21 protein-coding genes are annotated in these 26,378 nt (G+C 48.5%); 15 read left to right on the top strand and 6 right to left on the bottom strand.

Annotated elements, in window-relative coordinates:
• The first annotated feature begins 20 nt into the window (after nt 1-20).
• Both nuoK and G8759_RS34640 read left to right on the top strand, forming a co-directional pair.
• Nucleotides 21-332 carry an NADH-quinone oxidoreductase subunit NuoK gene (gene nuoK, locus G8759_RS34645; RefSeq protein ID WP_162391179.1) on the top strand — a complete coding sequence of 104 codons (312 nt, stop codon included), beginning with the start codon at nt 21-23 and terminating at the stop codon, nt 330-332.
• A gap of 67 nt (nt 333-399) precedes the next feature.
• Nucleotides 400-1,008: a 2OG-Fe(II) oxygenase gene (locus tag G8759_RS34640; RefSeq protein WP_167218256.1), complete on the top strand. Its 609-nt coding sequence runs from the start codon at nt 400-402 to the stop codon at nt 1,006-1,008.
• A gap of 20 nt (nt 1,009-1,028) precedes the next feature.
• Here the strand turns inward: G8759_RS34640 and G8759_RS34635 are convergent, their stop codons facing one another.
• On the bottom strand, nt 1,029-1,985 hold the full coding sequence (locus tag G8759_RS34635) for a phytanoyl-CoA dioxygenase family protein (protein ID WP_167218254.1): 957 nt from the start codon (nt 1,983-1,985) through the stop codon (nt 1,029-1,031).
• A 124-nt stretch (nt 1,986-2,109) separates the two neighbouring features.
• Between G8759_RS34635 and G8759_RS34630 the strand changes: the two genes are divergently transcribed.
• Entirely contained in the window at nt 2,110-4,017 is a 1,908-nt protein-coding gene (locus G8759_RS34630) for an NADH-quinone oxidoreductase subunit 5 family protein (protein WP_167218252.1), read from the top strand.
• Between the two features lie 57 nt (nt 4,018-4,074).
• Complete coding sequence (locus G8759_RS34625; protein WP_167218250.1) at nt 4,075-5,754, top strand: complex I subunit 4 family protein; 1,680 nt, start codon at nt 4,075-4,077, stop codon at nt 5,752-5,754.
• Nucleotides 5,755-6,136: 382 nt separating this feature from the next.
• On the opposite strand, the gene gldG is transcribed toward G8759_RS34625, so the two are convergent.
• Nucleotides 6,137-7,804: a gliding motility-associated ABC transporter substrate-binding protein GldG gene (gene gldG / locus G8759_RS34620; RefSeq protein WP_167218248.1), complete on the bottom strand. Its 1,668-nt coding sequence runs from the start codon at nt 7,802-7,804 to the stop codon at nt 6,137-6,139.
• A 66-nt stretch (nt 7,805-7,870) separates the two neighbouring features.
• Nucleotides 7,871-8,110: a hypothetical protein gene (locus tag G8759_RS34615; RefSeq protein WP_167218246.1), complete on the bottom strand. Its 240-nt coding sequence runs from the start codon at nt 8,108-8,110 to the stop codon at nt 7,871-7,873.
• Between the two features lie 162 nt (nt 8,111-8,272).
• Here G8759_RS34615 and G8759_RS34610 point away from each other — a divergent pair, with 162 nt between their 5' ends.
• The 6 genes from G8759_RS34610 (at nt 8,273) to G8759_RS34585 (ending at nt 13,364) form a co-directional block, all read left to right on the top strand.
• Nucleotides 8,273-9,121, top strand: a complete 849-nt coding sequence (locus G8759_RS34610; RefSeq protein ID WP_167218244.1) for a hypothetical protein — start codon at nt 8,273-8,275, stop codon at nt 9,119-9,121.
• A gap of 92 nt (nt 9,122-9,213) precedes the next feature.
• Nucleotides 9,214-9,792: an RNA polymerase sigma factor gene (locus tag G8759_RS34605; protein ID WP_162391169.1), complete on the top strand. Its 579-nt coding sequence runs from the start codon at nt 9,214-9,216 to the stop codon at nt 9,790-9,792.
• Nucleotides 9,773-11,356 (top strand): porin family protein, encoded by a 1,584-nt coding sequence (locus tag G8759_RS34600; protein ID WP_167218242.1) that lies wholly within the window; start codon nt 9,773-9,775, stop codon nt 11,354-11,356. The genes G8759_RS34605 and G8759_RS34600 overlap by 20 nt, the downstream gene beginning before the upstream one ends.
• A 79-nt stretch (nt 11,357-11,435) precedes the next feature.
• Nucleotides 11,436-11,960: a Rieske 2Fe-2S domain-containing protein gene (locus G8759_RS34595; RefSeq protein WP_167218240.1), complete on the top strand. Its 525-nt coding sequence runs from the start codon at nt 11,436-11,438 to the stop codon at nt 11,958-11,960.
• A 17-nt stretch (nt 11,961-11,977) separates the two neighbouring features.
• Nucleotides 11,978-12,667 (top strand): hypothetical protein, encoded by a 690-nt coding sequence (locus G8759_RS34590; RefSeq protein ID WP_167218238.1) that lies wholly within the window; start codon nt 11,978-11,980, stop codon nt 12,665-12,667.
• Nucleotides 12,668-12,806: 139 nt separating this feature from the next.
• Nucleotides 12,807-13,364: a YceI family protein gene (locus G8759_RS34585; RefSeq protein WP_167218236.1), complete on the top strand. Its 558-nt coding sequence runs from the start codon at nt 12,807-12,809 to the stop codon at nt 13,362-13,364.
• 584 nt (nt 13,365-13,948) lie between these two features.
• Here G8759_RS34585 and G8759_RS34580 read toward each other — a convergent pair.
• The 3 genes from G8759_RS34580 to dnaN all read right to left on the bottom strand — a co-directional run bounded on the left by G8759_RS34580 (nt 13,949) and on the right by dnaN (nt 17,544).
• A complete protein-coding gene (locus tag G8759_RS34580) occupies nt 13,949-14,800 on the bottom strand; it encodes an oxidoreductase (RefSeq protein ID WP_167218233.1) in 852 nt (283 codons plus the stop codon).
• A 335-nt stretch (nt 14,801-15,135) separates the two neighbouring features.
• The gene (locus tag G8759_RS34575; protein ID WP_167218231.1) at nt 15,136-16,362 is read right to left on the bottom strand and encodes a TCR/Tet family MFS transporter; all 1,227 of its coding nucleotides are present in this window, start codon (nt 16,360-16,362) and stop codon (nt 15,136-15,138) included.
• A 60-nt stretch (nt 16,363-16,422) separates the two neighbouring features.
• Nucleotides 16,423-17,544 carry a DNA polymerase III subunit beta gene (gene dnaN, locus G8759_RS34570; RefSeq protein ID WP_167218229.1) on the bottom strand — a complete coding sequence of 374 codons (1,122 nt, stop codon included), beginning with the start codon at nt 17,542-17,544 and terminating at the stop codon, nt 16,423-16,425.
• Nucleotides 17,545-17,779: 235 nt separating this feature from the next.
• On the opposite strand from dnaN, the gene G8759_RS34565 reads away from it, so the two are divergent.
• The 5 genes from G8759_RS34565 to G8759_RS34545 all read left to right on the top strand — a co-directional run bounded on the left by G8759_RS34565 (nt 17,780) and on the right by G8759_RS34545 (nt 26,310).
• Nucleotides 17,780-18,292 carry a DUF2480 family protein gene (locus G8759_RS34565; RefSeq protein ID WP_167218227.1) on the top strand — a complete coding sequence of 171 codons (513 nt, stop codon included), beginning with the start codon at nt 17,780-17,782 and terminating at the stop codon, nt 18,290-18,292.
• 215 nt (nt 18,293-18,507) lie between these two features.
• On the top strand, nt 18,508-20,427 hold the full coding sequence (locus tag G8759_RS34560; protein WP_167218225.1) for a polysaccharide biosynthesis protein: 1,920 nt from the start codon (nt 18,508-18,510) through the stop codon (nt 20,425-20,427).
• 182 nt (nt 20,428-20,609) lie between these two features.
• Entirely contained in the window at nt 20,610-21,506 is an 897-nt protein-coding gene (locus G8759_RS34555) for an ABC transporter ATP-binding protein (RefSeq protein ID WP_167218222.1), read from the top strand.
• Nucleotides 21,507-21,669: 163 nt separating this feature from the next.
• Entirely contained in the window at nt 21,670-25,347 is a 3,678-nt protein-coding gene (locus tag G8759_RS34550; protein ID WP_167218220.1) for an ABC transporter permease/M1 family aminopeptidase, read from the top strand.
• A 3-nt stretch (nt 25,348-25,350) separates the two neighbouring features.
• Nucleotides 25,351-26,310 carry a c-type cytochrome gene (locus G8759_RS34545; protein ID WP_167218218.1) on the top strand — a complete coding sequence of 320 codons (960 nt, stop codon included), beginning with the start codon at nt 25,351-25,353 and terminating at the stop codon, nt 26,308-26,310.
• Nucleotides 26,311-26,378: the final 68 nt, after the last annotated feature.

Below are 26,378 nucleotides of genomic sequence, written 5' to 3'. Positions count from 1 at the left end.
CTACTAACTGATTAGCTGATTTGGAACCCGTCGATAGCCATTTGTTTCTGATTGTCGGAGCCGCTTTGTTTGCCATCGGACTCGCCGTTGTGTTGCTCAAACGACACGCTATCGTCGTGCTGATGGGTATCGAACTGATGCTTAATGCCGTCAATATCAATCTGGTTGCCTTCAGTCAGTACGACCCCGACCGATTGCAGGGGCAGATGCTGAGCCTGTTTGTCATGGTAGTGGCGGCTGCCGAATCGGCGGTGGCACTGGCAATCGTGTTGCAGGTTTATCGGCATTTTCGCACGGCTCAGCTCGATGAGTTGAATGAAATGAAGAACTAGGACGTTGGGAAAGAACTATTGGACGAACAAGCGAACGCCCATAGTCAACGATCCAATAGCGCTATACATGAATTCTCTATTTGAACCGATTATCGATGGTATTCTGGCTGAAGGTTACGGCATTGTCGATAATTTTTTGACGGCTAACGAAGTATCAGCCCTGGCGAAACGACTTCATGAGCGCAGGGAAGCTGGCCAATTCAGAGCGGCTGGAATTGGAAATCAACAGAGAACAGTTGAAAACACGATCCGGGGCGATGAGATTCTGTGGCTCGAAGAAGCTTCGGCTACACCGGAAGAAACCATGTTTCTCCAGCGTATCGGCGAGTTTGTGGAGTATGTAAATCGGACCTGCTACCTTGGCCTGCGCGATTACGAATTCCATTATGCACTCTATCCTCCCGGCACTTTCTATAAGCGTCACCTTGACCAGTTCCGGAGCGATTCGCGCCGACGACTCTCTGTAATCTGCTACCTGAATACCGACTGGCAGGAAACAGACGGTGGGCAGCTGGCTTTATTTCTCCCTGAATCAGATGGCTCTACCGAGCACGAACTAACCATTCAGCCCATTGGCGGGCGGCTGGTCTGTTTTGAAAGTGGTCGGCTCGAACACGAGGTCCGGCCTGCCGGTCGCGAGCGGCTAAGTGTAACGGGTTGGTTGAAAACGGCCTGATAACCGATGCGGGTTTAGCCTCAGCGCTTGAGCATTTTGATCAGAAAAGAAGGTACGAATCGCCCCATTCGCCGAATCGATAAAGGAATAGTAAAGCGTTTGGGATACCCTTCATTATCATAGGCTAAAGTCTGGTCGAAGTATTTATTATCAATAGTCTGACCGGTTGCGATATTGGTAATCTTGCGAATGTAGAGTTTGTCAATCGTAGCGTCGGAGCGTAAAGGGGTGTAATAAACGCAGTTTTCGAAGAAATAATGGGTTACCTGACTATGGCGGGATGAGCCGGGTGTGAGGATTTTCTCGCCCCCGTGTAATAGATTGGCCGACCAGATGATCGCCTTACCTTTGGGCATATTCAGCGTCTCTTTTTTCAGGCCATGCGCCTGAATGATTTCGTCCAGCCTTTCTTCGTATTTTTTGTATGTACCGCCATAAATCTCCTCTACCGTTTGCGCTTCCGAGCCTTTCAGGCCCATATCAATCAAGTCGTAGAAGGGTAATTTATGACTGCCAGGGTAATAATGAAGCGGTCCATTATCAGCACGAACATCTTCCAGCGCAACCCAGACACCACACATAAAGCGCTGGGGAATGGAATTGAAGTGAATCGAATCGGAGTGCGTGCGCTGCTGAGTGCCAACCGGAAAATTGAGGGTCTGGAATGGAATTGGCTCGCGACGATAGAGTACCCGGAGCATTTCCATAATTTTAGGTGCCGTGGCAATGGTTCGAACGGCCGAAACGGTCTTCCAGGCGTCCTGTTTCCGAAGTTCGTTACCGTAGAGCGGTTCAACTTCCCGGCGGGCCTCATCAAGCACTGATTCATCAATCTCCGGATCAAAAATCAGATACCCGTCTTCGGCATATCGGCGAATCTGTTCGGCAAGTACGGGGTCGAGATTGACTTGTTGTAATTCCCTGTTGAAAAAAGGCGATTCAACCCAGGGGAGATTAATGGTTTGGGCAGTAGTCATAATAAGGTAGGGATGGGTTTTTTTTTACAAATATGCCTAAAAAGCTAATATGGTTTACATGGATAGTAATTTGCTTCCCCACGGGATAATGGGGATATTTGCGGCCAATTCTGACCAATAACGAATGCCTGACGACACTCCCCAACTAAGTTCCCTGCTGATGATTGCCTTACTGGGGCTCCCCTTCGCCGGATTTCTGGCGTTGACGGGCCTAAGCCGACTGGTTTCGGGTAAGCTGGCAATTCTGTCGACAGGAATTGGCCTGCTAGTGTCGGTGTTCCTGGCGGCAACAATGCCCGAACAAGCGGTTACGATCCAGACCGACTGGGCAACGGTGTCGGGTGTATCGTTTGGCGTTAGTTTCCGGCTGGATGTGCTCAGTGGGCTTATGCTCGTAGTAGTCCATTTTGTGGCTTTACTGGTGCAGGTATATTCGCTCTCCTACCTGCATGATGAACCGAAGCTATCCCGCTATTTCGCTTACCTGCAATTATTTATCGGGGCCATGCTGGGAATCGTCCTGGCTGGTAATCTGCTGGTAATGTATGCCTTCTGGGAACTGGTTGGTCTGGCGTCTTACCTGCTGATTGGCTTTTATGCCGAACGCCCTGCCGCATCGAAAGCAGCTAAAAAGGCTTTTTTGATGAACCGTGTGGGCGACATCGGTTTTTTGCTCGGTATTTTCCTGACGTACTATTATTTCGATACACTTGAATTTAATGCTTTATTGGCCAGTGGCATACAGGCCATTCCGCCAACAGCTATCGGTTTATGCCTGTTTATGGGTTGTGTTGGAAAATCGGCACAATTTCCGCTGTTGACCTGGTTGCCCGATGCCATGGAAGGGCCAACACCCGTATCGGCCTTGTTGCATGCCGCTACGATGGTGGCGGCTGGTATTTTTCTGCTGGCCCGAATTCATCCACTGCTGTCACCGGATGCGCTGGTTTTCATTGCGGTCATTGGCACCACAACAACCATTTGGGGTGGCTATTCGGCTGTTTTTCAAACCGACATCAAAAAAGTGCTGGCCTTTTCAACGGTCTCACAACTGGGTCTGATGGTGGCTGGTATGGGTACCGGCAATGTTGGTGGAGCCATGTTCCATTTGCTGACTCATGCATTTTTTAAAGCCGGTTTATTCTTGAGCGCTGGCGCTGTGATTCACGCAGTCAACACGCAGGATATGCGTCTGATGGGCGGCTTGCGGAAGGCGATTCCAACAACATTCATTGCCTACACGGTTTGTGCGGCAGCCCTGGCTGGATTGCCTTTCTTTGCCGGATTTTTATCGAAAGAGGCTATTCTGGGCGGTGCTTTTGGCTGGGCCAATGTACAGACCAATAAACTGGCTTATCTGGTGCCGGTACTTTTGGTAGGAACTTCTGGTTTGACCGCTTTATACATGGCTCGTCAGTGGCGGCTGATTTTTTTCGGCGAATACCAGAACCGGTCCGAGCCAATAACGCACGTTCATGAACCAGACTGGCTCATGCGGGGACCAGTCGTAATTTTAGCCGTGTTGTCTGTATGGTTCTGGTTTGCCCTAAATCCGTTATCGGGGCATTCGAGCTGGTTTTTCCGGTTAGTGCCCGTAGCAGAAGAAGCGGCCAGCTGGTGGCTGGCTCCGGTTTCCATTAGTCTTGTACTGGCGGGCGGCTGGTTTGGCTTTCAGATGCGTGAACCCAGTTATACCCGAAGCTATGTGCGTCTTTCGCTTAAGTATGGTTTTTTAGATACGGTTTACCAATACTTCATTATTAGGCCGATACACAAACTGGCGCTGCTTCTCAACCGTACCGATCAGCGTGTGGTCGATGGAGTCGTGAACGGTGCAGGTGTGACAACGGTGGTTCTGGCGCAGATTACGCATGTCGTTGATCGTTTTGGTGTCGACGGCATTGTGAACAGTGCTGCCTGGTTGGCCGGTCAGGCCGGACGGTTAACCCGCTCCGTTCAGAATGGGCGTGTGCAGTCGTACATTACGGCAGCTGTAGTGGGCCTGCTGGTGTTGCTTTGGTGGATTTTGTAACACGGGTTGAAGCCCGCGATTTAGGTCAATGACTGCGGATTCGAATCCGCGCTACGTATGGTTCTTTCGTTACTTATTTTTCTGCCGTTGGTTGGGTCTTTACTGGTTGCATTGCTGCCCGCGAGTCAACGAACGCAATTTCGGTTAATTGCCCTGATCGTTACACTGGCTAATCTGGTGCTGGCGGGCGTTGCTTATTCGCTTTTCGACACAACGATAGGGGGCTATCAATTACTGGAAAAAGCGGACTGGATTACCTTGCCGCTTGGCAACTTAGGTATTGCATCCATCGACTATTTGGTTGGTGTCGACGGCTTTAGCCTGCCATTGGTTATTCTGTCGGCAGTGGTTATGGTTATTGGTGTGGTGTCATCCTGGAACATGACGAACCGCCTGAGAGCCTATTATTCGCTCTATCTGTTACTGACCGGCACCATCATGGGCTGTTTTGTGGCGCTTGATTTCTTCCTGTTTTTCCTGTTTTTCGAATTTATGCTCCTGCCGATGTATTTTCTCATTGGCCTGTGGGGCGGACCGCGCCGGGAGTATGCATCCATCAAGTTTTTCCTCTATACACTGCTCGGGTCATTGTTGATCTTACTGGTCATGATCGGCCTATATCTGTCGGTTATGGACCCTGTCAGTACGGCAGTTGCCGCCGGGCTGATTCCTGATTCATTGACCGTGACCGATGATACCATCCGGATGATTCAGACCTATCTCCAGAATGGACAATTGAATCCGGGCCAGATCGTCCATACGTTCGATATGCGTTTTCTGGCCGATGGAGGCAATTATCTACCAGACGCTTTTCTAAATCCGGCTTCTGAACCAATCGTGATGGGAATTCCGGGCCGAATGCTGGCATTTTGGGCGGTATTTATCGGTTTTGCGATCAAATTGCCTATCGTTCCGCTACATACGTGGTTACCGGATGCCCACGTAGAAGCTCCCACGCCCGTATCGGTTGTACTGGCGGGGGTTTTGCTTAAAATAGGCGGTTATGGTTTCCTGCGTATTGCCTGGAACTTCTTTCCCGATGGGGCGGCCGAATATGCGCAGACACTTGCCATGTTGGGCACCCTATCAATTGTCTATGGTGGATTAAATGCGCTGGCACAGACCGATGTCAAGAAGCTGATTGCTTATTCATCGGTGTCGCACATGGGATTTGTCTTGCTGGGTGTGGCCTCGTTAACGGCGGAAGGCATTAACGGCGCTATTTACCAGATGGTAAGCCACGGAATTTTATCGGCTATGCTCTTCCTGATCGCAGGCGTTCTATATGACCGCACCCACGATCGCCGGATCGATTCGTACCGGGGGCTGATGCAGCCGATGCCGCAGTACACGACCCTGACGGCTGTGGCTTTTTTCGGATCGCTGGGTTTGCCGGGATTTTCGGGGTTTGTTGGTGAGCTGTTTACGCTGATGGGCAGCTTCCAGTCTGAGTGGTTACCTGGCTGGCTTACCGCTGTTGCGACTACTGGTATTTTACTGGCCGCTGCGTATTTTCTCTGGACACTCCAGCGTATGTACTTTGGTCAGACCTGGGTGCGTCCCTTTGAGAGCCAGCAAGGTACGTCAACTGTGTTGACCGACCTGACTGCACGCGAAAAACTTCTGCTTATTCCACTGGGCCTGATGGCGTTAATTTTGGGCTTATTCCCGAATCTGGTCTTTAATCTAAGCGGTGCAACAGTAGCACAATGGCTTGTAAGATTCGCTGTAGAATAGGCCTTATGTAAGAAAAAGCCTACTTTCCGGCATTGTAATCTGCCACCAGATCAATAAAAGCGAGACTGATTTCCCTCAGATGCGGATTCGCATGGTATTTCGCTAATCACCAACAAACTGAAAATCATAGTTAGCTGGCTGCTGCTCCACGTTCGTCACGTCTACGCTTTAATTCAGCAACAGCTGCCTGAATTGTTGGGTCGGTATGAGATGTCCTTTTACGCCTGCCGCTTATCAGCAATGAGCCGTTCTATAATCGATACGGTTCGCTGATGAGGTGTTTGATCCGTTGTTGATTGATCTTGAGTTTTCATCTGCCTAGGTTGATTATCAGGTGAAATTGCGGGTACTAATGCCAAAACGGTTGATTCCCCGGCTTCGGTCAACGTCCATACTTTCTCTTCCGCGCTACTTGCCAGACTGCGCCAACCAATCCAACTAATGCCAATGGACCGAGTAAATTAAGGACCTGCCAGCCAGTGCGGTTGGCATTAACGCGAATTTTGTCTAACGGACGGAGCATGACGGTGTGTGCACGGGCGGCAATAACACCATTCGGATCAACCAGGTAATCAATCGCGTTAAGGGCAAAATCTTTATTGGCAAACGTGTTGCGGGTGAACCTGTCGAAACCCAGCGGATAAGGCGCATTTCGCTTAAAATCAACATCGTTGACAATCATGTCGCCATCGGAGCAGACCAGCACCCGAGAGGGTACACCGACCGCCTGGAAACCATTGGAACGCGCATCGCCCGGTAGAATCCGGTTTGTAAACAACGATTGGAATTTTCCTTCGAGCAGACAGCCAATGATCTGAACACCGTCGTTATAGGTCTTTGGATCGGGCTGTTGCCGAGCTTCGTTGTATGAGATTAGGGCAGGTGCTTTCAGAATTTTAGTGTACTGGGATGTAAGCAGAAGTGGAGTTTTTTGGATGCCTGCCGATTGCACGGTGTCGAGTGTGCTGATAAATCGACCGAGCACAGCATCGAGATTGCGTACGATCGGGTTTCCGCTCGTGCCAAAATTGTTGAGCAGCGGATAGAACCGCCAGGGAACCAGCTGAACATTAGGCTTGTCGCCAATATTGCCTACGTTGAGCGGAATGGGAGCACAGTAAAAATCTTTCACCACATCGCGGTTAATGCGAACCCCCCACCGGAAAAACAGATCATCGAGGCCAAGGTTAATCGGCTGAGCATAAGTGCCTTCGTTGTTTACGCTGTCTACGCGTTGTCCATCCACGAAAAACAAAGCCCGCCCACCTTTCACGACAAACTGATCGAGTTTAAAGATTTCGTCTTCCGAAAAAGGGCGATCGGGTTTCGGAACCAGCACCGCATCCAGGTTGGCAATGGGTCCTGGTTTAGTCATATCAATGAAAAACAGGTCGTAGTTTTCCTGCACAGAAGCCAGCAAATCAGCGAAACGTGAGGGCGGAACCTGCGTATGTCCGTAAAGTAACCCAACGCTTCGCCGGTTGCCTTCGGTCTGGGTTAGTTTTCGAATCGCGGTAGCCAGCTGAAACTCAACACCTTCATACGACTGATTCAACTGCTCTTCTTTAGAGGCCGTTTTGTTTCCTTTCAGCAACAGTACTCCGGCCTCTTTTCCTTTATAGGAGACAACGACGCCCGGAAATACCAGTTTTTCGGTACGCTTGCCCCCTTCATTAGCCACCAGATTGGTTGGTAACAAGCCCCGTTGCTGGAGCTTGTCAATCAGTTTATTCTTTTCTTCGACGCTGGTAAGATCGTCTGGGTCGATGAATCGATAAGTGATCTTTTTTGCGGCTTCAGCCTGAAATTCGTCGAGCGTTTCGCGAACCGCATTTTCGAGCCGTTTGAAGGCTGGGGGAAGATCGCCGGTCAGGTAAACGTCTACATGAACGTCGTCGGGCAGATTGGCCAGCAGGGTTTGGGTCGCATCAGATAAGGTGTATCGTTTTTCCTGCGTCAGATCAAGCCGGAAAAAGACAAATGCCGATAAGGTATTAATGGCAACGAGGGCCGCAATACTAAGAAGTGTGCGCAAAGAAGCGGATTTCATACTGGACTATAACGAGCAACCGGGCTTATAAAGTCTTTTGGTGAGAAATGCCCGGTCTTACTGGATTTAATTCAAACGGTGAACAGGAATAGTCCGCAGGATTTCCTGGGCGTCCGTTTGGGCAACGGTAGGGCTTTCAAGTGCTGTTGGTTCGATTCCCAATTCCTTCATGAGCCGATACTGCCGGGCTTCCAGAAAGGTCAGCCGCGACACTACTTGATTCAGGCGGGTTGTCTGCTCATCCTGTTTGGCCTGCAGAAGAGCAACCTTACGTTCCAATTCATCAATGCGCTCGTGATCAGTCATAGTGGGTTGTTATTTACGGTCAATTTTACGTGAATTTGGCCAGAAAATGAAGTCTTTGCATTTATTTTTCAAACCCAACGCAACCCTTTTTTGAACCATTCCGTATTGACGACTGAACCGGTTCAACTGTTCTATTTCTCATCTTATAACACAGTTGATACAATGAAATCATCCGTTTACAGTAGTCGCCTGTTGGCCCTAACGGCTTTAGTGGTAGTTGCCTTGTTTGGTTGTAGCAAAGACGACAACACTCCTGCAACCGAGCCTGATTTGGGATTGGGAACAACCACACTCGGCAAGGTACTAACCGGTGAAGGGGGCAAAACGCTCTATTTCTTTGCAGCAGATGCTGCCGGTGACGCTAATTGCTCGGGAGCCTGTAAGGATAACTGGCCCGTGTATTATAAAGAAACGCCTACGTTGGCCAGTGGACTGAAAGCTACTGACTTTGCAACGATTACCCGTGCCGATGGAGCCAAACAAACAACCTTCAAAGGCTGGCCACTTTATTATTTTAAAAATGATGCCAAAGCCGGCGATGTTGCCGGTGAGAATGTTGGAAATGTCTGGATGGTAGCCAAAACTAATTATACTGTCATGCTTGCCTCGCGGCAACTGGTCGGAAATGATGGCAAAAGCTATACATTTGATACAAAAGAAGGTACGGGTAATTCGCTGTTTTTGACCGACAGCCTTGGTCGTACGCTCTATGCATTTGCCAGTGATAAAAAGAACGTAAACAAATATACCAAGGCCGATTTGAGCAATAATCCTACCTGGCCAATATTTGAAACATCGGCTACGATTGGCGAAATTCCTTCGGCACTTACAAAGAATGATTTTACGACTATAACATCGTATGGAAAAACACAACTGACCTATAAAGGATGGCCCCTCTATTATTTTGGTGCCGACCAGGGTCAGCGAGGTAGTACAAAAGGAGTAAGTGTGCCAAAGCCTGGCGTTTGGCCAGTGGTCAATGCAACATCACCTGTAGCGCCGAATAGTTGATTGTTGCCTTGGTTTGGGTTCTCGATTAGTACCTCGTAAATCCAAAACCGCTTCGGCGGTCCGGCGTAAACCCAAAAATGTAAGCTTATACTTTGTCCAACGCGTCGAACATACCTGCACTGCCTGAACTGCTGGCTGGTTGCCTCCGCAACCACCGGCGCAGTCAGGAATTGCTTTACCGGCAATTCTATGGCTATGCTATGAGTGTTTGCCTAAGGTATGCACCCACTCGTGAGGGAGCGTTGGAGGTATTGAACGATGGTTTTTTGAAAGTATTTACTCGATTGGATCAGTATGAACCGACTCAGCCATTTAAGGGCTGGTTACGACGCATATTGATCAATACTGCGGTAGATCACTACCGGCAGGAAGTGCGACATTTTTACCATGAAGACGTTGATCAGGCCGATCAAATTGCCGTGACGGACTCGTCGGATGCATATAGTCAGCTGGCTCATGAAGAATTGATGAGCCTGATTCAGCGGTTGTCGCCCGCTTACCGATTAGTATTTAATTTATACGTGATCGACGGATTTACGCATGACGAAATTGCGGCTCAGCTTGGTATCTCAGTCGGCGCTTCGAAGTCAAATCTGGCACGAGCACGGGAGAATCTACGCCAATTATTGAAGCACTTTAATTACGATGAGTATGCAAGAGCTAACCGATGACCAATTGGACGGACTCTTCAGAAAATCGACTGAAGAGTCCGATACCCCATATGATCCGGCGGCTTGGGAGGCCATGAAGGATAAACTGGATGACCGTGACCGGGCTGCTTTATGGAAGAAATGGTTACCCTGGGGGGTGCCTCTTCTGCTGTTATTGTTGATAGGCGGAGTGTGGTTTGTTTACCAGAAAGAGCCTTCTGTTGGTACAAAATCTGTCGCGGAACGGGTGGCGAAACGCAATACTGCTCCAACGCTTAATCCGAAACAAACCACGCGGGCTGAAGCCGCCCGATCAGCCGATGACGAGTCTGTGACAACAAAGCCGGAAGGAGCAGAAACGTTTTCTACAGTCGCCGGTTCAACACCGACAGTGGCAGCAGAAAAGGCAGCTTCTGAACGGACCAGCCCCGCTGTACGGGCCGACAAGCCAGCATCAGCGTTAAGTATAAATACTGGCGCTGATGCAACAAAAGGCCCGGTGGCGTCGTATAGAGACAAAACGGATACTGAGAATTCAAATCCAGTAGCAGCAGTTGTAGCGACACGTTCAGCCCGTTTGGTCGCCCGGAATAATCGTCGCTCCGGGGTACTTCGGAAGCAAGGGAAAGACGTGTCAACGCGATCGGGCAACAAACCGGTCGCTTTAGCTAAACGCGATTTTTTTCCTGCGTCAACGTCTGCCTATGTCGTAAATTCTACCGGTTCTTTACGTAAGCAAAGGGCAAAGAACGGTGGCGAAGTAGTACCAGTTGATGGTTCGAATAGTACGTTAAACACGCCAGTTGCAACGGTAGCTGAAACCACTGAGAATGCGCCAGTTACATTGCCATCATTAACCGAATTGTCAATTCGGCCGTGGCAATTGATAAAGCTGCCAGGACTGGCAAGCCGGGAAATTACTCAACCAGAAAAATCGGAGCCGTTAGCTATGCCTAAAGTAACGCCGGTATCATCGCGAGGGCTAAGTGTTCGGGTGGCGGTTGCTCCTGACCTGAGTTCGATTGGTTTACAGAACTTTTCCCGGCCGGGTACTAATGTTGGTGTCATGTTGGAGTATCGGCTGTCACCGCGCTGGAGCGTTCAGACGGGCGTGATCCGGAGTACCAAAGTTTACAAGGCGACCTCGTCACAGTATGATGCCGATGCCGAATACTGGAAAAAATTTCCGGCGAAACCAGGCGGTATCAGTGGCCAATGTAACATCCTTGATATTCCAGTTAATGTCCGGTATGACATCGCCCTGCGCCCTCGGTTGGATAATCGATTGCAGCCAAGTCGTTGGTTTGTAAGCGGTGGAGTAACATCATACATCATGCTAAAAGAGGATTATACGTATGAAAATTATCCTCCCCATACCTATAATGTTCCGTCGCAGTGGAGTACCAGTTCTGGCGGCTACGGGTTTAGCCAGCTAAATCTGTCGGCGGGTTATGAACGGGCCGTGAGTCGACGGCTTTCATGGCAGGTAGAGCCATTTATGAAAGTTCCTCTGAAGGGAGTTGGTTTTTTTAAGATTGATCTGTTAAGTACCGGAGCGTTCCTATCCCTGCGGTATAAGCTTTAACTTTTCCAGGCAGTAAACGAGTACGAGTAGTAGTATCAAACGTCATTCAGTGTAGCTACATTAAACAACCTACAAACAGATGAATAGCAATCCAACGACCGACCAAATGAAGCGTGGTGAATTTTTGCGGAGCCTTGGTATGAGCAGCGCAGCTCTAATGGCTTTTTATTGTATGGGTACGGGACTAACAGCCTGTTCCAGCAAGAGCGATGATCCATCACCGACTCCGGGTACGCCCACGACAAGTTCTGGTTTAACCGGTAACGCCGAAACAGCAAAAGGCGCCATTAACTTTACGGTTGATCTGACAAACGCTGATTTTTCTAAACTTAAAACAGTAGGTGAGTTTGTGAAAGTGGGTAATGTGTTGATTGCCAATACTAAAGGGGGTAAGTACGTAACTATACAAAGAGACTGTACGCATGAGCACCAGGATCTGGTTTCATACCAACTGGCATCCGATAATTTTTATTGTAATGCTCATGGCTCAACGTATGCTACAGACGGAAGTGTAACCGTAGCTATAATTTCCGGCCAGGCTGCTATGAAATTGTATAAAACGACACTCAGTGCTGACGGTAACAAATTGACCGTTACGGCTTAACTACAAATTCCCGTTCAATGAAATACTTTTTTGTTGCCGTACTCCTATCGTTCGGGATTGGCTCGTTGCAAGCTCAGGATTCGACGGCGGTGAAGACGAGTGTAGCTGTCGATACATTGTCGCCCAAAGATAATAACGCTGCCGACGCACTACTTGCGGGTTTGGCCGATTCAACCGATGCCCAGCCGTTGCTGCCCCGAAAAATGATATTTACACAGCGGGTATTCTGGGGTCCCAAAGGTTTGTTGAGAGCCATGAATGTGGCCCCTCTAACGCCCGAAGGGCGAGCCAACGAACTAAAAGTTCGGCGGACGATGCTGATAACGCACCAAATCGGTGGTTTTGTTACATTGGCCGGGTTTATAGCGCAGGGCTTGCTGGGCGCAAAGCTCTACAATGCGAAAGGGCAGGAGTATGTCGATACAAAAAAGTGGCATGAGCGCTCGGCTACGTTTATCAACATTGCGTATGGGACCACCCTGGCTCTATCCCTGACGGCTCCACCACCGGTAGTAGGAACCAAGAAAGGGTTCACCTCGATCAAACTGCATAAATACCTCGCCATCGTTCACCTGACGGGTATGGTTGCAACAAATATACTGGCCCATATGATTGAGGATCATCCTGATCTGAAACCCTATCACCGGGCGGCTGCTTACGGAACTTTTGGAGCCTATGCCGCTTCAATTGTTTCACTTACATTCTGATTTCGGTACTTGGTGAGCAGGTGAATGGGTAACTGGGTAGTTGTCGGGACGAGAGGCTATACATACCTTTTACACCACAATTACCCACTTCCTTACGTTCTCCATTGCTATTTCCCTTAATTACCAATCCCCTACAATTATGAACTATCCAGTTACTCGTGGCTATTGGCTAGCCATACTGATTCTCTGCGCCTTTGTGAGTCCAATGGCTAAGCGTAAACTTATGGCCGACAAATCGCTTTCGACAGTTACCTATGCGGCCAAACATCCGCTTCATAAATGGGAAGGGGTCAGCCACGACGTCAATTGTGCCGTGATCTATAATGATGAAGCGAAACAGCCCGAAAACGTAGCTGTCTCCATTAAAGTGTCTTCATTCGATAGTGATAACAACAACCGCGACTCGCACGCCATGGAAGTGCTTGACGGGCTGAAATATCCGAATGTAACCTTTGTCAGCTCTGACATTAAAGCGGGCGAAGATGGGGCATTGACGGCTAAAGGTAATCTGACATTTCATGGCGTTACGAAGCCAGTTACTATGCAGGTTAGTCGGAAAGATGCTGGTGGAAAAATGACACTGACTGGCGAATTCCCGGTCAATATGAGCGATTATTCCATTGAACGCCCATCGCTTATGGGCATGAAAACAGAGGACGGGATGCTGCTCAAATTTACGGTCGTATTTACACTGTAACTATACCGTTTGTTTACCATCATATGGCCCGGCAGGCAAGTAATCTATATGCCTAACAACTATCAGTAGCGTAAAGGCTCAAACGAAACGATCGCTGCCAATCCAAAAGCCTTTTCAACGTCAGGGCTTTCGTCAGGAGCCGTATCAAACGCAATGTTGTTCCCGACGAAAGCCCTGAAAATATAGGTTTTCCTTGATTTGAGAACAAAGGTCGAACATACACCTTTGTCGTGTTCACTTTGCTGCCGGGAAAAATGCATGCGCGGATCAAATCATCAACAGGAAACGCAAGATACCAGACAACGATCCTGATGCTGGGCCTTAATTAGCGAATCGACCTGGCCTTTTTTGATCTATTATAGGACCTAGGTTGGTGGTAATATCGTCTTGCTCGAACTAGTTGTTGCTTGCGTTGAAAGCTTTGGGTACGTTTTCTCTGGAATAGATCCTGGTCATTAATCCTACTTATTGGCTTCACGTGCAATGCCATAAGCTTTGATTTAGCTCGGATGGGTGTACTGTCAGTTATTGACTACAAAAACGGCCTGTCCCGATGATCGGAACAGGCCGTTTTTATAAAGCGATTACGCATCAAAGCCTGTAGAAACCGTAAGTTCTTTCCAGCGCTCCAGTTCTTCCTGAACCGCACTTATTTTCGCATTGGCCATATCATACGCGTCCTGGCCAAGGAATAAATGCACGGGTGGATTCGGTTCGGTAGTAATCTGAATCATAGCCAGTGCTGCCTTTTCCGGATCGCCCTGCTGATTTCCGTTCAGAACATGCTGGTGAAGGTGCTGCGACTCCCGAACTTCCTTATACGCGTCGATCTGGTTTTGCGAAACACTCATCGATCCAGCGGTCAGGAAGTTCGTTCTAAAATAGCCAGGTTCAACAATCGTGACATGAATCCCGAAAGCTTTGGCCTCAGTTGCTAACGACTCCGAAAATCCTTCTACCGCAAACTTCGTGGCGCAGTAGATGCCCCATCCGGGAAAGGAGCCGAAAAAACCACCAATTGACGAAATATTAAGGATATGGCCAGAGTTCTGTTGTCTCAGAAAAGGCATTGCCTGCCGGACCACATTCAGGGAGCCAAATACGTTAACCTCGAAATTGTCGCGGGCTTCCCGATCCGTCAGTTCTTCAACACTACCCGATAAACCATATCCGGCATTGTTAACGACCACATCCAGCCCGCCAAAAGTGCGAATTGTGGTGTCGATAGCCTGCCGGACGCTGTTTTCATCGGTAAGATTCACCGCTAAAGGCAGGAAAGAAGCTGTCGTATTGCCAACGGCGTCGGCAAGCTCCCTCTGATTCCGGGATGTAGCCGCTACGGCGTATCCCTGCTGCAATAATTTTTGTGCCAATACGAGTCCCAGCCCTTTGGAGGCACCGGTCACAAACCATACTTTTTTAGTTGCTGTATCCATGATTGATTTTGTTCAGAGACAAGATCTGGCAGTTGTGTTACCTGTACTTAACTGTCTTTTACTGGTGCTCACAACGTGCAGCTTGTGTAGGACAAAAGTAGAACCGGGCAACAGAATGAGGCTTACCTGAATCAAACGGATACTTGCGCAAATCAAACAATTATTTGCGCGACAGAAAATAGGTGTTTTTAGTCAAAAATACATGGAATAGCCAGTATCAGCCAGGTGCTGTGAAATAATATACTGAAGTGCCAGCTATAACATAGCTAAGTTAAGCCGTATTTAGCCTGTTCTATTGCAAAATCCAAGTATATGGAAGATTGGCCCCAAGGAGGCTAACTAGTCGTTACCTGCTCACGATTTAGTCCACGTCTGGCCAAGACGGCACTGATAAGAATGAGAACAGAGCTCAATACGAACGGTGCACCAGGGAAATAAACGGGAGCAGTGGTTGCGGTGAAGAAGGAAAACAGGTTTGTCATAATGAATGGACCAACAATAGATGTCGTGCTGGTCAGGCTGGTCAGGGCGCCCTGTAATTCACCCTGTTCATTAGCTGGAACCTGATTCGAAATGATACCCTGTATCGATGGCCCGGCAATACCGCCCATTGCATACACAGTCATAAAAGCAAACATCATCCAGCTCTGATTCGCAAAAGCAAACAGAGCGAAGCCAATGGCGCTGAACAGCATACCGACATAAACCGACCGTTGCTGACCTAATTTAGGAATAATGATCCGGCTTAGGCCACCCTGCACGACAGCAAACGATACACCAATGGCGGCCAGTGATAAACCCACGGTTTTTTCATTCCACTTGAATTTTTCCATCGTGTAGAACGTCCAGGTTCCCTGTACGGCAAATCCAGCAATATAAACCAGAACCAGCGAGGCAACTAAACCAAGAATGACAGGATATTTTCCTAATCGCGCCAGTGAACTGACCGGATTCGCACGTCGCCAGTCGAAAGGTCGACGATGCTCGACGGGGAGTGATTCCGGGAGGATAAAATAACCGTATAGAAAGTTGACCATTGTTAGTCCCGCCGAAACAAAAAACGGCACTCGCGGTCCATACTGTCCAAGAAATCCACCAATGGCAGGACCTAGAATAAAGCCAACACCAAACGCTGCTCCGACCAATCCGAAGTTCTGCGCCCGTTTCTTGGGAGGGCTAACGTCGGCAATATAGGCGGTTGCGGTCGTGAAGCTGGCTCCCGTAATACCCGCCAGTATTCGGCCCAGAAATAGCCAGCCAATACTGGGTGCAAAGCCTTGAAGGATATAGTCGAGGCCAAAACCAAAAAGGGAGAATAAAAGTACGGGTCTGCGTCCGAACCGATCGCTCAAACCACCCAGAATCGGTGAGAAGGCAAACTGCATGAGCGCATAGGAAGATGTCAATAAACCGCCCCAGTGCGCTGCCTGGCTAATATTACCATGAATCAGTTGCTCAATCAGTTTCGGGAAGACTGGAATAATGATACCTAGTCCCGTAACATCAATCAGGAGCGTAATGAAAATGAAAATAAGGGCCGGAGCCGTACGTTTGGGGGCCATAAAGAATAATGAATGGTGAACGATGAGTACTGATTCAGTACTCATCGTTCACCATTCCCGTTACGCGTATGTATTCAGCATAACTGGCATTACCAGCATCAGAATGTCTTCGTTTTCTTCTTTATCGGCCGGAATCAGCAGACCCGCGCGGTTGGGAGCCGATAGTTCAAGGGAAACCATTTTTGCGCTGAGGTTGCTCAATACTTCCGACATCAGTTTGGCGTTGAAGCCAATCTCCATCGGTTCGCCATCGTAGTCGCAAAGGAGTTTCTCATTGGCTTCGTTGGAGTAATCCAGATCTTCGGCCGAAATGGTCAGTGAATTTGCTTTGAGCGACAGCCGAATTTGATGGGTAGTCCGATTGGCGTAGATCATGATCCGTTTCAGCGAGTTAAGCAGATCAGTCCGGCCGATGGTCATTACATTCGGATTGTTGGTCGGAATCGCGTTTTCGTAATCAGGAAAACGCTCATCGATCAACCGACAGATCAGCTGGGTTGGTCCGAACGTAAAAGATGCATTCGCCTGGCTGAATTCAGCCGTGACCGGAACGTTGTCGGGTAAGGATGCTTTCAGCAACTGCAACGCCTTCCGTGGGATAATGATCGATGAACTGGACGATGCGCCGAGGTCAGTCCGACGGTAGCGAATGAGCCGATGCCCATCGGTAGCCACGAAGGTGGCATTTTCAGGACTCAGTTGCAGATATACCCCAGTCATCGCTGGACGAAGATCATCGGTGCTAGTTGCAAAAACCGTATTATTGATCGCTCCCAGTAATATGTCAGAAGACATCTCAACAGACATGCTCTTGTTGACAGTCGGTAGTTTGGGGAAATCAATCGGGTTTTCACCCGAAAGTTTATAGCGACCATTGTCGGTCAGAATTTCAGTTCCAAATGTCTCTGTATCAATATTTACCGTTACGGGCTGTTCGGGAAGGCTACGAAGTGTATCGAGCAACAATTTGGCCGGAATGGCAATGGCTCCGTTCTCGGAGGCATCGACCGGAATTTCCGTTGTCATGGTCGTTTGCAGGTCCGAAGCGGTTACGGTCAGCGTACCATCGTCAATGCGAAACAGGAAATTTTCCAGGATCGGCACAATCGGGTTAGTTGCCACGACGCCGTTAATATTTTGAAGGTTTTTTAGCAGTACGGACGAGGAAACGATGAATTTCATGGGCCAATCGTTTAAGGGCAGTTCATAAATAGATGTAAAGACAAAAGTAGCAAAAAATGTGGACTGTCCGGCGGGTTTTTGTCAACGGGTATAAAGAACCTTTCGATGGTAAAGGGTTGTTGCAAAGAAAATGGTGAACAGTCAATAGTATGCGATTTTATGGAATCATGGCACAACGATGATTCTCGGCTTATACGCTTCTGATTGCAAGCTGTATATCAATTCAACAGGACGAATGGAAACTGAGATTATTAACCGTGTTGCTACAAGTGGCCTTGTGTCGCTTGATCTGGAATCGTTTTATCACCCTGGCGAACGGGTTGTCTATGATTTGAAAGATAACCTGTATATGGGGTTGATTCTTAAGGAGAAAGACTTTCGGGCTTTTCTGAAAGAGCACGACTGGAGCCAGTACGACGGCAAGAATGTAGCCATTACCTGTACCGAAGATGCGATCGTGCCAACCTGGGCTTATATGCTGCTGACGATCCAACTGCAACCCTTCGCTAATACGATTGTCTTCGGAAATCTCACCGATCTGGAAGAAAAGCTCTATTTCGATGCTATTGCGCAGATTAATCCTGACGATTACCGGGATGCTCGTGTCGTTGTAAAAGGATGTTCTAAAGTTCCGGTTCCAACGGCTGCATTTGTCGAATTAACTCGTGTATTACGCCCGGTCGTGCAAAGCCTACTTTTTGGCGAACCATGCAGTACCGTACCCCTTTATAAGCGCCCAAAAGCATAAGCTGTATACGGAGTTTTTTAGGAGCTTATCAGAAAGCCTTTTAGTTAATCTACTTGCTGGTAGAAGGTCTATTTATATGGAAATTAAATTTGTATAAAAGTTACATAATCCCTTGCCAGGTTAAGTCACTTATTTATCTTTGCTAGTCGAATAGTCAGTTTTTATTGACTACTGTGCTCGTAACCACATCGACTTTGTAACGATAAAAGCCTGTAATGAAGCAATTACTGTCAGCGAAGGTTGCTACTCGATTTGCCCCTCGTTTGGTTGTCCTGCTGGTCGACCTGACAATAACTGTTTTATCGTTCATCTGCGCCTGGGCCTTGCGATTCAATTTTGCAATTGAACCGGCTAATTGGCATTGGAATCACTTTTGGGGTTTGCTGTTTTGCCGATTCTTATTGTTCCTCTGGATTCGACCCTTTGCGGGCGTTATACGACATACCGGGATAGAAGATGTGCAATTGATCGGGCAGGCCGTTACGCTTAGTAGCCTACTGGCTGGCCTTGGCTCCTATAGCCTGAAAGTGATTTACAGTGATCCAAAGCTCTATATTCCAGCTTCTATTTTAGTCATTGACTATTTTATTAGTATCGTACTGCTGGTCACTATTCGGTTCACTACCAAATACCTGTACCAGTTATTGATCACAAGGCCAATCAGTAAATCGCGGCCTGTACTAATCTATGGTGCAGGTGTGATGGGTATTCATACGAAAGGCATTCTGCAACGTAATCCCGATTATCGTATTCTGGGATTTATTGATGACAATCCAGCCAAAGTTCAGAAAACGGTACAGGGCGTACCCGTATTTAATCCGATTCAGGCGGCTACCCTGTTTCTCCGAACGACGAACAGTCCCGAAGTAATTCTGGCTATTAACAACCTGCCAGCTAACCGCCGAAACGAGATTGCCAATTTTCTACTTCGTTATCAGGTTGTTGCCAAAATGGTGCCGTCAACGCAGAACTGGATAAATGGGCGATTGAGCACTCGTCAAATCCGCGATGTTCAAATCGAAGATTTGCTGGGACGCCCAGCCATCCAGCTAAACAATGACGCCATCGGCAAACAGATTCGTGGACAGGTCGTGCTGGTGACAGGGGCAGCAGGATCGATCGGTAGTGAGCTGGCTCATCAGTTAGTAGCCCATAGTCCGCGCGAGCTTATATTGCTGGATCAATCCGAATCGGGGTTGTATAATCTGGTTTTCAAACTTCGTAAAGAGCCGGGGAACTCTATTCAGGGCCTTGCAATAAGGAGCCAGATTGCCGACGTAACTGACGCAGGGCGGATGCGTAAATTATTCGAACGATACCAGCCTGCGTTTGTCTTCCATGCGGCCGCTTATAAGCATGTGCCGCTCATGGAAGAACATCCTTATGAAGCAATTAAGGTCAATATAGTGGGTACGAAAATCATTGCTGATTTAGCGGTGGCCTTTAACGTACGGAAATTTGTGATGGTTTCGACGGATAAAGCCGTTAACCCGACGAACGTAATGGGAGCGACCAAACGCTTTGCCGAACTGTATGTACAGAGTTTGAATGCTAGCTCGTCCACTCATTTTATCACAACCCGATTTGGTAATGTGTTGGGTTCCAGCGGATCGGTAGTGCCGATGTTTAAGCACCAGATTGAATCGGGAGGCCCGGTTACGGTGACACATCCTGATATCACTCGGTATTTTATGACCATACCGGAAGCCTGCCAGCTGGTTCTTGAGGCCGCTGCAATGGGTAGTGGCGGAGAAGTATTTGTATTTGATATGGGCCAACCCGTTCGCATTGCTGATCTGGCTTTTCAAATGATTCGTTTGTCGGGCTACGAAGTAAATAAAGATATTGAATTGCACTTTACGGGTTTACGACCGGGCGAGAAGCTGTACGAAGAATTGCTGAGTGCCAGCGAAGATTGTTTGCCAACCCATCATCCAAAGATTAAAATAGCCCGTCTTCAGCCGCTCGATTCGGCTTTATTGCAAAAATCTATGGCATGTCTCGCGGTGGCCCTTAGGGATGCTGATGATATGACATTAGTTGGCATTCTGAAAGAGCTTATTCCTGAGTATATCAGCAATAATTCGCCGTTTTCGAAGCTGGATGAGTCCGGGCTTAAGGTAAATTCAACATAATACTCTTCGTAATCTGTTGGGCTTATTAACCTGAATAACTACCTTACTTCGCTGCTGGCGGAGTTTTTTTGTGCCTTTCGGACTCAATAACTACCGTCTGAAAAAGTTTGGCTAGTGTTTTCAGGTACATTTAGGATATTCGTTTTTAGTTCTGTAATGCCAAATCTTCATTCCCTTTCAGTATGCAACTCGAAATTCAAGGTCTATCAAAAACATATGCTAACGGTGTTCGGGCGTTAAAAAACGTCTCGCTGACTATTTCGCAGGGCATGTTTGGCTTACTTGGCCCAAACGGTGCGGGTAAATCCTCACTGATGCGGACGATTGCAACGCTACAGGAAGCCGACAGTGGTAGTGTACGACTTACGGGCCTGACCGAAGATCTGGATGTTTTGACCCAGAAAGATGCTGTGCGCCGGGTGTTGGGATACCTGCCGCAGGAATTTGGCGTTTATCCACGCGTAACGGCCGAAGCAATGCTCGATCACATCGCTTCGCTCAAAGGAATTGCCAACGGTCGTGAACGGAAAGAGATTGTTGAAGGGCTTTTGCAGAAGGTGAATTTATACCAGGTTCGCAAGAAGAATCTGGGCACTTATTCGGGCGGGATGAAGCAGCGTTTTGGCATTGCGCAGGCATTGATCGGGAGCCCACGACTCATTATTGTCGATGAGCCTACCGCTGGGCTTGACCCCGCCGAGCGGAATCGTTTTCATAACCTGCTGTCTGAAATTGGCGAAAACACAATTGTCATTCTATCCACTCACATCGTTGAGGATGTAACGAACCTTTGCTCCGATATGGCAATCATATGCCTCGGCGAAGTCGTTGCTACCGGCGATCCTAATGATTTAGTGGCTGATCTGAAGGGGAAAATCTGGCAGAAATTTGTTGAAAAAACTGAAATCGATTCCTACCGGCAATCCCACCGGGTGATTTCAACCCAGCTCAAAGGCGGTAAGACCCGTCTTCACGCTTATAGTGACCTGCCGCTGGCTGATTTTGAGCCGGTTGCTCCGGATTTAGAAGATGTCTATTTCGCCAAGATTACAGAAAAGATGGATGTAGTTACGGTTTAGTCGTAGCTATCTCAAGATCTTGACTATGCGAATACAGAACCACTTCAGAATAATCTTGACGAAGTGGCCCGGCTATTGACGGCTTACTATAATACCGTTGAAGCTAAACGATAACTGATTCTCCCTACTCCTATTACTCGTTTCTACTACTTATAGACTAGCCATGTTTACCGAAATCTTCCGCTTCGAACTAGCCTACCGGTTAAAACGACCCGCCACTTACCTATACGCGCTTATTCTGTTTCTGTTTACGTTTCTCTTTGTCATTTATGGTAGTGGCCCGGCATCGGAGAAAACGAATGTCAACTCACCGTATGCCATCAGCCAGTTTGTAGTTGTATTGACCATTTTCGGGATGCTGATCGCATCGGCGATCATGGGCGTGCCAGTCTACCGAGACATCGAGCACAATACGAAAAACTACTTTTTCAGCTTTCCAATTACCGAGCGGGGCTATTTGCTGGGCCGTTTTTTGGGCTCATTCGTTGTCTTATTGGGCATAATGGCTGTCGGTATGCTGGGCATTGTTATTGGTTCGTTGTTAGGACCTGTCTTTAATCTGGCAGACAATACCGAACGTTTCGGACCTATCCGGTTTCGTGATTATGCGTATCCATTCATGCTGTTCGTCGTCCCGAATATGTTTCTGGTCGGCAGTGTCTTCTTTGGGTTAGTAGCTTTTTCCCGGCAGATATTCACGACCTACGCCGGTAGTATTCTTCTGTTTATCGGTTACCTGTTAGGGTCTACGCTGTCGCAGGACCTGGAGAATAAACACCTTGTCAATCTACTTGATCCATTCGGATCATACGCCTACGATGCCGCTACTAAATACTGGTCGCCGGTAGAGCAGAACGCGCTTTTGGTGCAACTGGAAGGCGATCTGCTAACCAACCGACTTATTTGGGCAGGTGTGGCACTGCTGGTGTTTATCCTGACGATAGTGCGGTTTAGCTTTTCGCGCTTTCTGGCCGTAAAGCTGGGTCGGGCGTCGTCACGTCGGGCGTCGTTACGCAAAAAAGGAAAAGCCAGTGAAGAAGACGAGGTCGTGCCATCGCTGGCAAGTTTGCCCACGCCAAAGCCTGTTTTTCAAACCGGAGCTTACATCAGGCAGATGTTTCGGCAAGCCTGGTTGGAGTTTGGCAATATTGTTCGGGACCCCTATTTCATTGCCATTCTAATCGGTGCCGTTTTGTTTCTCTTTTTAGATGGCTGGTTTGGCGCACAAATATTCGGTACCTCGTCGCTGCCAACGACTTACGCAATGCTCGAAGCACGAAATGGCACCTTTTTCTTCTTTGTACTGATCGTCCTGATTTTCTATACCGGCGAAGTCGTTCATCGGGATAAGGTGGTTCATTACGATACAATTGCTGACGCGCTGCCCGTACCCGACTGGATGAACTACGGGTCTAAGCTCCTGTCGATGATTTACGTTTGCTTGCTGCTCTGTACCCTTATCATCGTGTCAGGCGTGCTCAATCAGACGGTTAAAGGGTACTTCAACTACGAACTGCCGCTCTATTTTCGGGATGTGTACGGCGTTGCTTTCACGCAGTATTTTCAGTTGGTGATGCTGGCGTTTTTTGTCCATACAATGGTCAACCAGAAGTTTGTGGGCCATATCGTGACATTAGCCGTGTATGTCGTGATCTGGGCTGTGCCACAGTTTGCCGAGTTCAACTACCGGTTGGCAATTCCCTTTTCAGGCGGCACCGTTCAAATCTCAGACATGAACGGTTTTGGCCATTACCTGACCGCACTAGCTTCATTCCGGCTGTATTGGTATGCCTTCGGAGGTGTACTTTTAGTCGTTGCCCTGTGGTTCTGGAACCGGGGAGCCGATACGAGTCTTAAATCGCGCTGGCAACTGGCCCGGCAACGAATGGGCCGGATTTCGATAACGATGTTTGCTCTTCTTTTGCTCGCGTTTGTGAGTATGGGTGCGTGGATATACACCAATGTCAGCGTTAAAAACCGCTATTTATCGGCCGATGAGCAACGCGAGCAACAGGCTACATTTGAGAAAACATACCACAAATACCTTGATGTGCTGCAACCGAAAATCACCGGTGCAAAAGTCAATGTTGATGTATTTCCGGATGAATTCAGAGCGGTTGCTTCGGGGGCGTTTGTGATGGTTAATAAAGGCGACCAATCAATCGACTCACTGCACCTGACTCTTCCGGCCGATAACTTTCACCGGCAGTTAACCAAACTGCTGGTCGATGGTAAAGCTCCTGCCTTGGTGCTGAATGATAGTAAGTTAGGTTATTATATTTATCGTTTGCCGAAGCGCCTGAACCCCGGCGATACAGCCCGGATGGACATGGCTGTGACGGGACAATACGTTGGTTTCAGCAACAGTGGCGATAGCCGCGATGTTCTCGCCAACGGCACATTCTTCAATGTGAGTATCTTTCCTGGCTTTGGCTACAATGAGGGATTTGAGCTGACAAGCGACAAATACCGGAAGAAATATGGATTGCCCATTAAACAATGGACAGTGCCTGCTCAAAACGATCCGCGCGGTCTGCGTGATTTCCTGTTTACCGATGATGCGGACTGGGTCACTTTCGAAGGAACCATCTCGACCACGCCCGATCAAACCGCTATTATGCCCGGTCGGTTATTGAAAACCTGGACGTCAGCTGGCCCGGACGGGAAACCACGAACGTATTTTAACTACAAACTACCCGGTTTTTCGGACTATTTCTTTAGTATGTGCTCGGCGAAATATGGGATCAAACGCGATACGTGGAAAGGGGCCGATGGACAAACGGTGGCTCTGGAAGTCTACCACCATCCGGGTCACGACCGCAACCTGGATCGCTTCATCGCCAGCATGAAAGCATCCCTGAGTTACTACACAAAAAACTACGCTCCATATCCCTATCCGGTTTTGCGGGTGCTGGAGTTCCCACGGTATGCTTCATTTGCGCAGTCGTTTCCGACAACCGTGCCTTATTCGGAAGAATTTGGTTGGGTTGGCGATTTTCGCGATCCGAACAAGACCGATTATGCCTATTATGTAACGGCTCACGAAGTGGCGCACCAGTGGTGGGGACACCAGGTTATGCCCAGCCGGACTCGCGGTTCCAATCAGATTTCCGAAACAATGGCCGAATATTCGGCCCTGATGGTGCTAAAAGAGCGGTATGGAGCCGATGCCATGCCGAAATTTTTGAAGTATAGTCTTGATCAATACCTGCGGGGTCGATCCAATGAAGACAAGTTCGAAGCGAATATGCTCGACAACGACACCCGTTCGTATATCTGGTATAACAAAGGCTCGATGCTGATGTATGCCTTGCAGGATTATATTGGCGAAGATCGGGTCAATAAAGCCATGAACGACTACATGAAAGCGGCTCGTTTCCGGCAGAAAGCGCCGTTTACTACCTCGCTGGAATGGTATGGCTTTCTCAAATCGGCCACACCCGATTCGCTGAAGACCTGGCTGACCGATAGTTTCGAGAAACTGACCCTCTATGACAACCGCATCACCAAAGCTGAAGCAAAGCCTTTAGGAAATGGGCAATACCGTGTGAAGTTGTATGTTCGTTCGGCAACGGAATATTACGACAAAGCGGGTAAAGAACTTTCGAAGGGCAAAGGTCCGGTCATTGTCGATGTCGCCGTTCTAACCGACGACAGCAAGAACAAAGATGGTCTGACAATGAAAGTACCTTTGTTTATGCAAAAACGTAGTTTGACACCGGGCGAACACGTTATCGAAGTGACTGTGAAGGGAAAACCAGTCAAAGCAGGTATCGACCCTTATAACAAGCTGATCGACCGCGTATCTGACGATAATCTGGTAACTGTAGATTTGCCATAGACCATGAAAAATAACGTTGTTGACATTCGTTCGATAATTACCCGAAAAGGGGTTTATGGGCTCACTGGTCTGGTTGTTTTGGTTATAGCTCTGCTGGCGCTGACACCACCCGACTATTGGCGTCCACCAGCTGATAGTCGGATTCCAGCGGGTGATCTGGGAAAGCAGATCCGGTATGGTCGCGAGTTGATTGCCCATACGGCGAAATATTTAGGGCCGAGCGGATCGGTCAAGCATCTCTCCAATGGCATGAATTGCCAGAATTGCCATCTTGAAGCTGGAACAAAAGTGCTGGGAAACAACTATTCGGCTGTCTTTTCAACTTACCCGAAATTTCGTGATCGCTCGGGTGCCGTCGAATCTATTGTGAAGCGGGTATCCGATTGTTTTGAGCGTAGTCTGGGCGGCAGAGCCCCTGATAGCACGAGCCGTGAGATGAAGGCTATTGTGGCTTACATCCAATGGCTGGGTTCCGACGTTCCCAGGGGGCAGCGACCCGATGGAGTGGGGCTGGCTAAGTTGGCCTATCTGGATCGGGAGGCCGATTCAACAAAAGGTCGTGTGGTCTATGTGGCTAAATGTCAGGTCTGCCACGGTGTAAAAGGTGAAGGTATTAAAGTGGCCGGTGCTTCAGAGTATGTGTATCCGCCGATGTGGGGCCCGCATAGCTATAACGACGGCGCCGGGTTATACCGATTGTCGAACTTTGCGGGTTATGTCAAAAACAATATGCCTTTTGGTTCCACGTATGCCAGTCCGCAGCTAAGCGACGAAGAAGCCTGGGATGTAGCGGCTTTCATTAATGCTATGCCCCGGCCACATAAAGATCAGAGTAGCGACTGGCCCAAGGTAGCCAGCAAGCCCGTTGATTTCCCATTTGGTCCGTATGCAGACTCATTCAGTGAACGGCAACACAAATTTGGTCCCTTTCTGCCGATTGCCGATGCGCGAAAAGTGAAGTAGCTTTACCAACGCATTTGCTGGGAACCAGACCAGGATCCGGCTCCCAGCAAATATGCTGTTTACTCAAA

This window comes from Spirosoma aureum (genome assembly GCF_011604685.1).
In the GTDB taxonomy this organism is placed as follows: domain Bacteria; phylum Bacteroidota; class Bacteroidia; order Cytophagales; family Spirosomataceae; genus Spirosoma; species Spirosoma aureum.
This window is presented reverse-complemented; position numbering and strand designations above follow the sequence as displayed.

What these genes read in the sequence shown, in the direction of transcription:
- G8759_RS34640 (WP_167218256.1), top strand. Translation starts at nt 400, where the DNA reads ATGAATTCTCTATTTGAACCGATTATCGATGGTATTCTGGCTGAAGGT.
- G8759_RS34635 (WP_167218254.1), bottom strand. Translation starts at nt 1,985, where the DNA reads ATGACTACTGCCCAAACCATTAATCTCCCCTGGGTTGAATCGCCTTTT.
- G8759_RS34630 (WP_167218252.1), top strand. Translation starts at nt 2,110, where the DNA reads ATGCCTGACGACACTCCCCAACTAAGTTCCCTGCTGATGATTGCCTTA.
- G8759_RS34625 (WP_167218250.1), top strand. Translation starts at nt 4,075, where the DNA reads ATGGTTCTTTCGTTACTTATTTTTCTGCCGTTGGTTGGGTCTTTACTG.
- gldG (WP_167218248.1), bottom strand. Translation starts at nt 7,804, where the DNA reads ATGAAATCCGCTTCTTTGCGCACACTTCTTAGTATTGCGGCCCTCGTT.
- G8759_RS34615 (WP_167218246.1), bottom strand. Translation starts at nt 8,110, where the DNA reads ATGACTGATCACGAGCGCATTGATGAATTGGAACGTAAGGTTGCTCTT.
- G8759_RS34610 (WP_167218244.1), top strand. Translation starts at nt 8,273, where the DNA reads ATGAAATCATCCGTTTACAGTAGTCGCCTGTTGGCCCTAACGGCTTTA.
- G8759_RS34600 (WP_167218242.1), top strand. Translation starts at nt 9,773, where the DNA reads ATGCAAGAGCTAACCGATGACCAATTGGACGGACTCTTCAGAAAATCG.
- G8759_RS34595 (WP_167218240.1), top strand. Translation starts at nt 11,436, where the DNA reads ATGAATAGCAATCCAACGACCGACCAAATGAAGCGTGGTGAATTTTTG.
- G8759_RS34590 (WP_167218238.1), top strand. Translation starts at nt 11,978, where the DNA reads ATGAAATACTTTTTTGTTGCCGTACTCCTATCGTTCGGGATTGGCTCG.
- G8759_RS34585 (WP_167218236.1), top strand. Translation starts at nt 12,807, where the DNA reads ATGAACTATCCAGTTACTCGTGGCTATTGGCTAGCCATACTGATTCTC.
- G8759_RS34580 (WP_167218233.1), bottom strand. Translation starts at nt 14,800, where the DNA reads ATGGATACAGCAACTAAAAAAGTATGGTTTGTGACCGGTGCCTCCAAA.
- G8759_RS34575 (WP_167218231.1), bottom strand. Translation starts at nt 16,362, where the DNA reads ATGGCCCCCAAACGTACGGCTCCGGCCCTTATTTTCATTTTCATTACG.
- dnaN (WP_167218229.1), bottom strand. Translation starts at nt 17,544, where the DNA reads ATGAAATTCATCGTTTCCTCGTCCGTACTGCTAAAAAACCTTCAAAAT.
- G8759_RS34565 (WP_167218227.1), top strand. Translation starts at nt 17,780, where the DNA reads ATGGAAACTGAGATTATTAACCGTGTTGCTACAAGTGGCCTTGTGTCG.
- G8759_RS34560 (WP_167218225.1), top strand. Translation starts at nt 18,508, where the DNA reads ATGAAGCAATTACTGTCAGCGAAGGTTGCTACTCGATTTGCCCCTCGT.
- G8759_RS34555 (WP_167218222.1), top strand. Translation starts at nt 20,610, where the DNA reads ATGCAACTCGAAATTCAAGGTCTATCAAAAACATATGCTAACGGTGTT.
- G8759_RS34550 (WP_167218220.1), top strand. Translation starts at nt 21,670, where the DNA reads ATGTTTACCGAAATCTTCCGCTTCGAACTAGCCTACCGGTTAAAACGA.
- G8759_RS34545 (WP_167218218.1), top strand. Translation starts at nt 25,351, where the DNA reads ATGAAAAATAACGTTGTTGACATTCGTTCGATAATTACCCGAAAAGGG.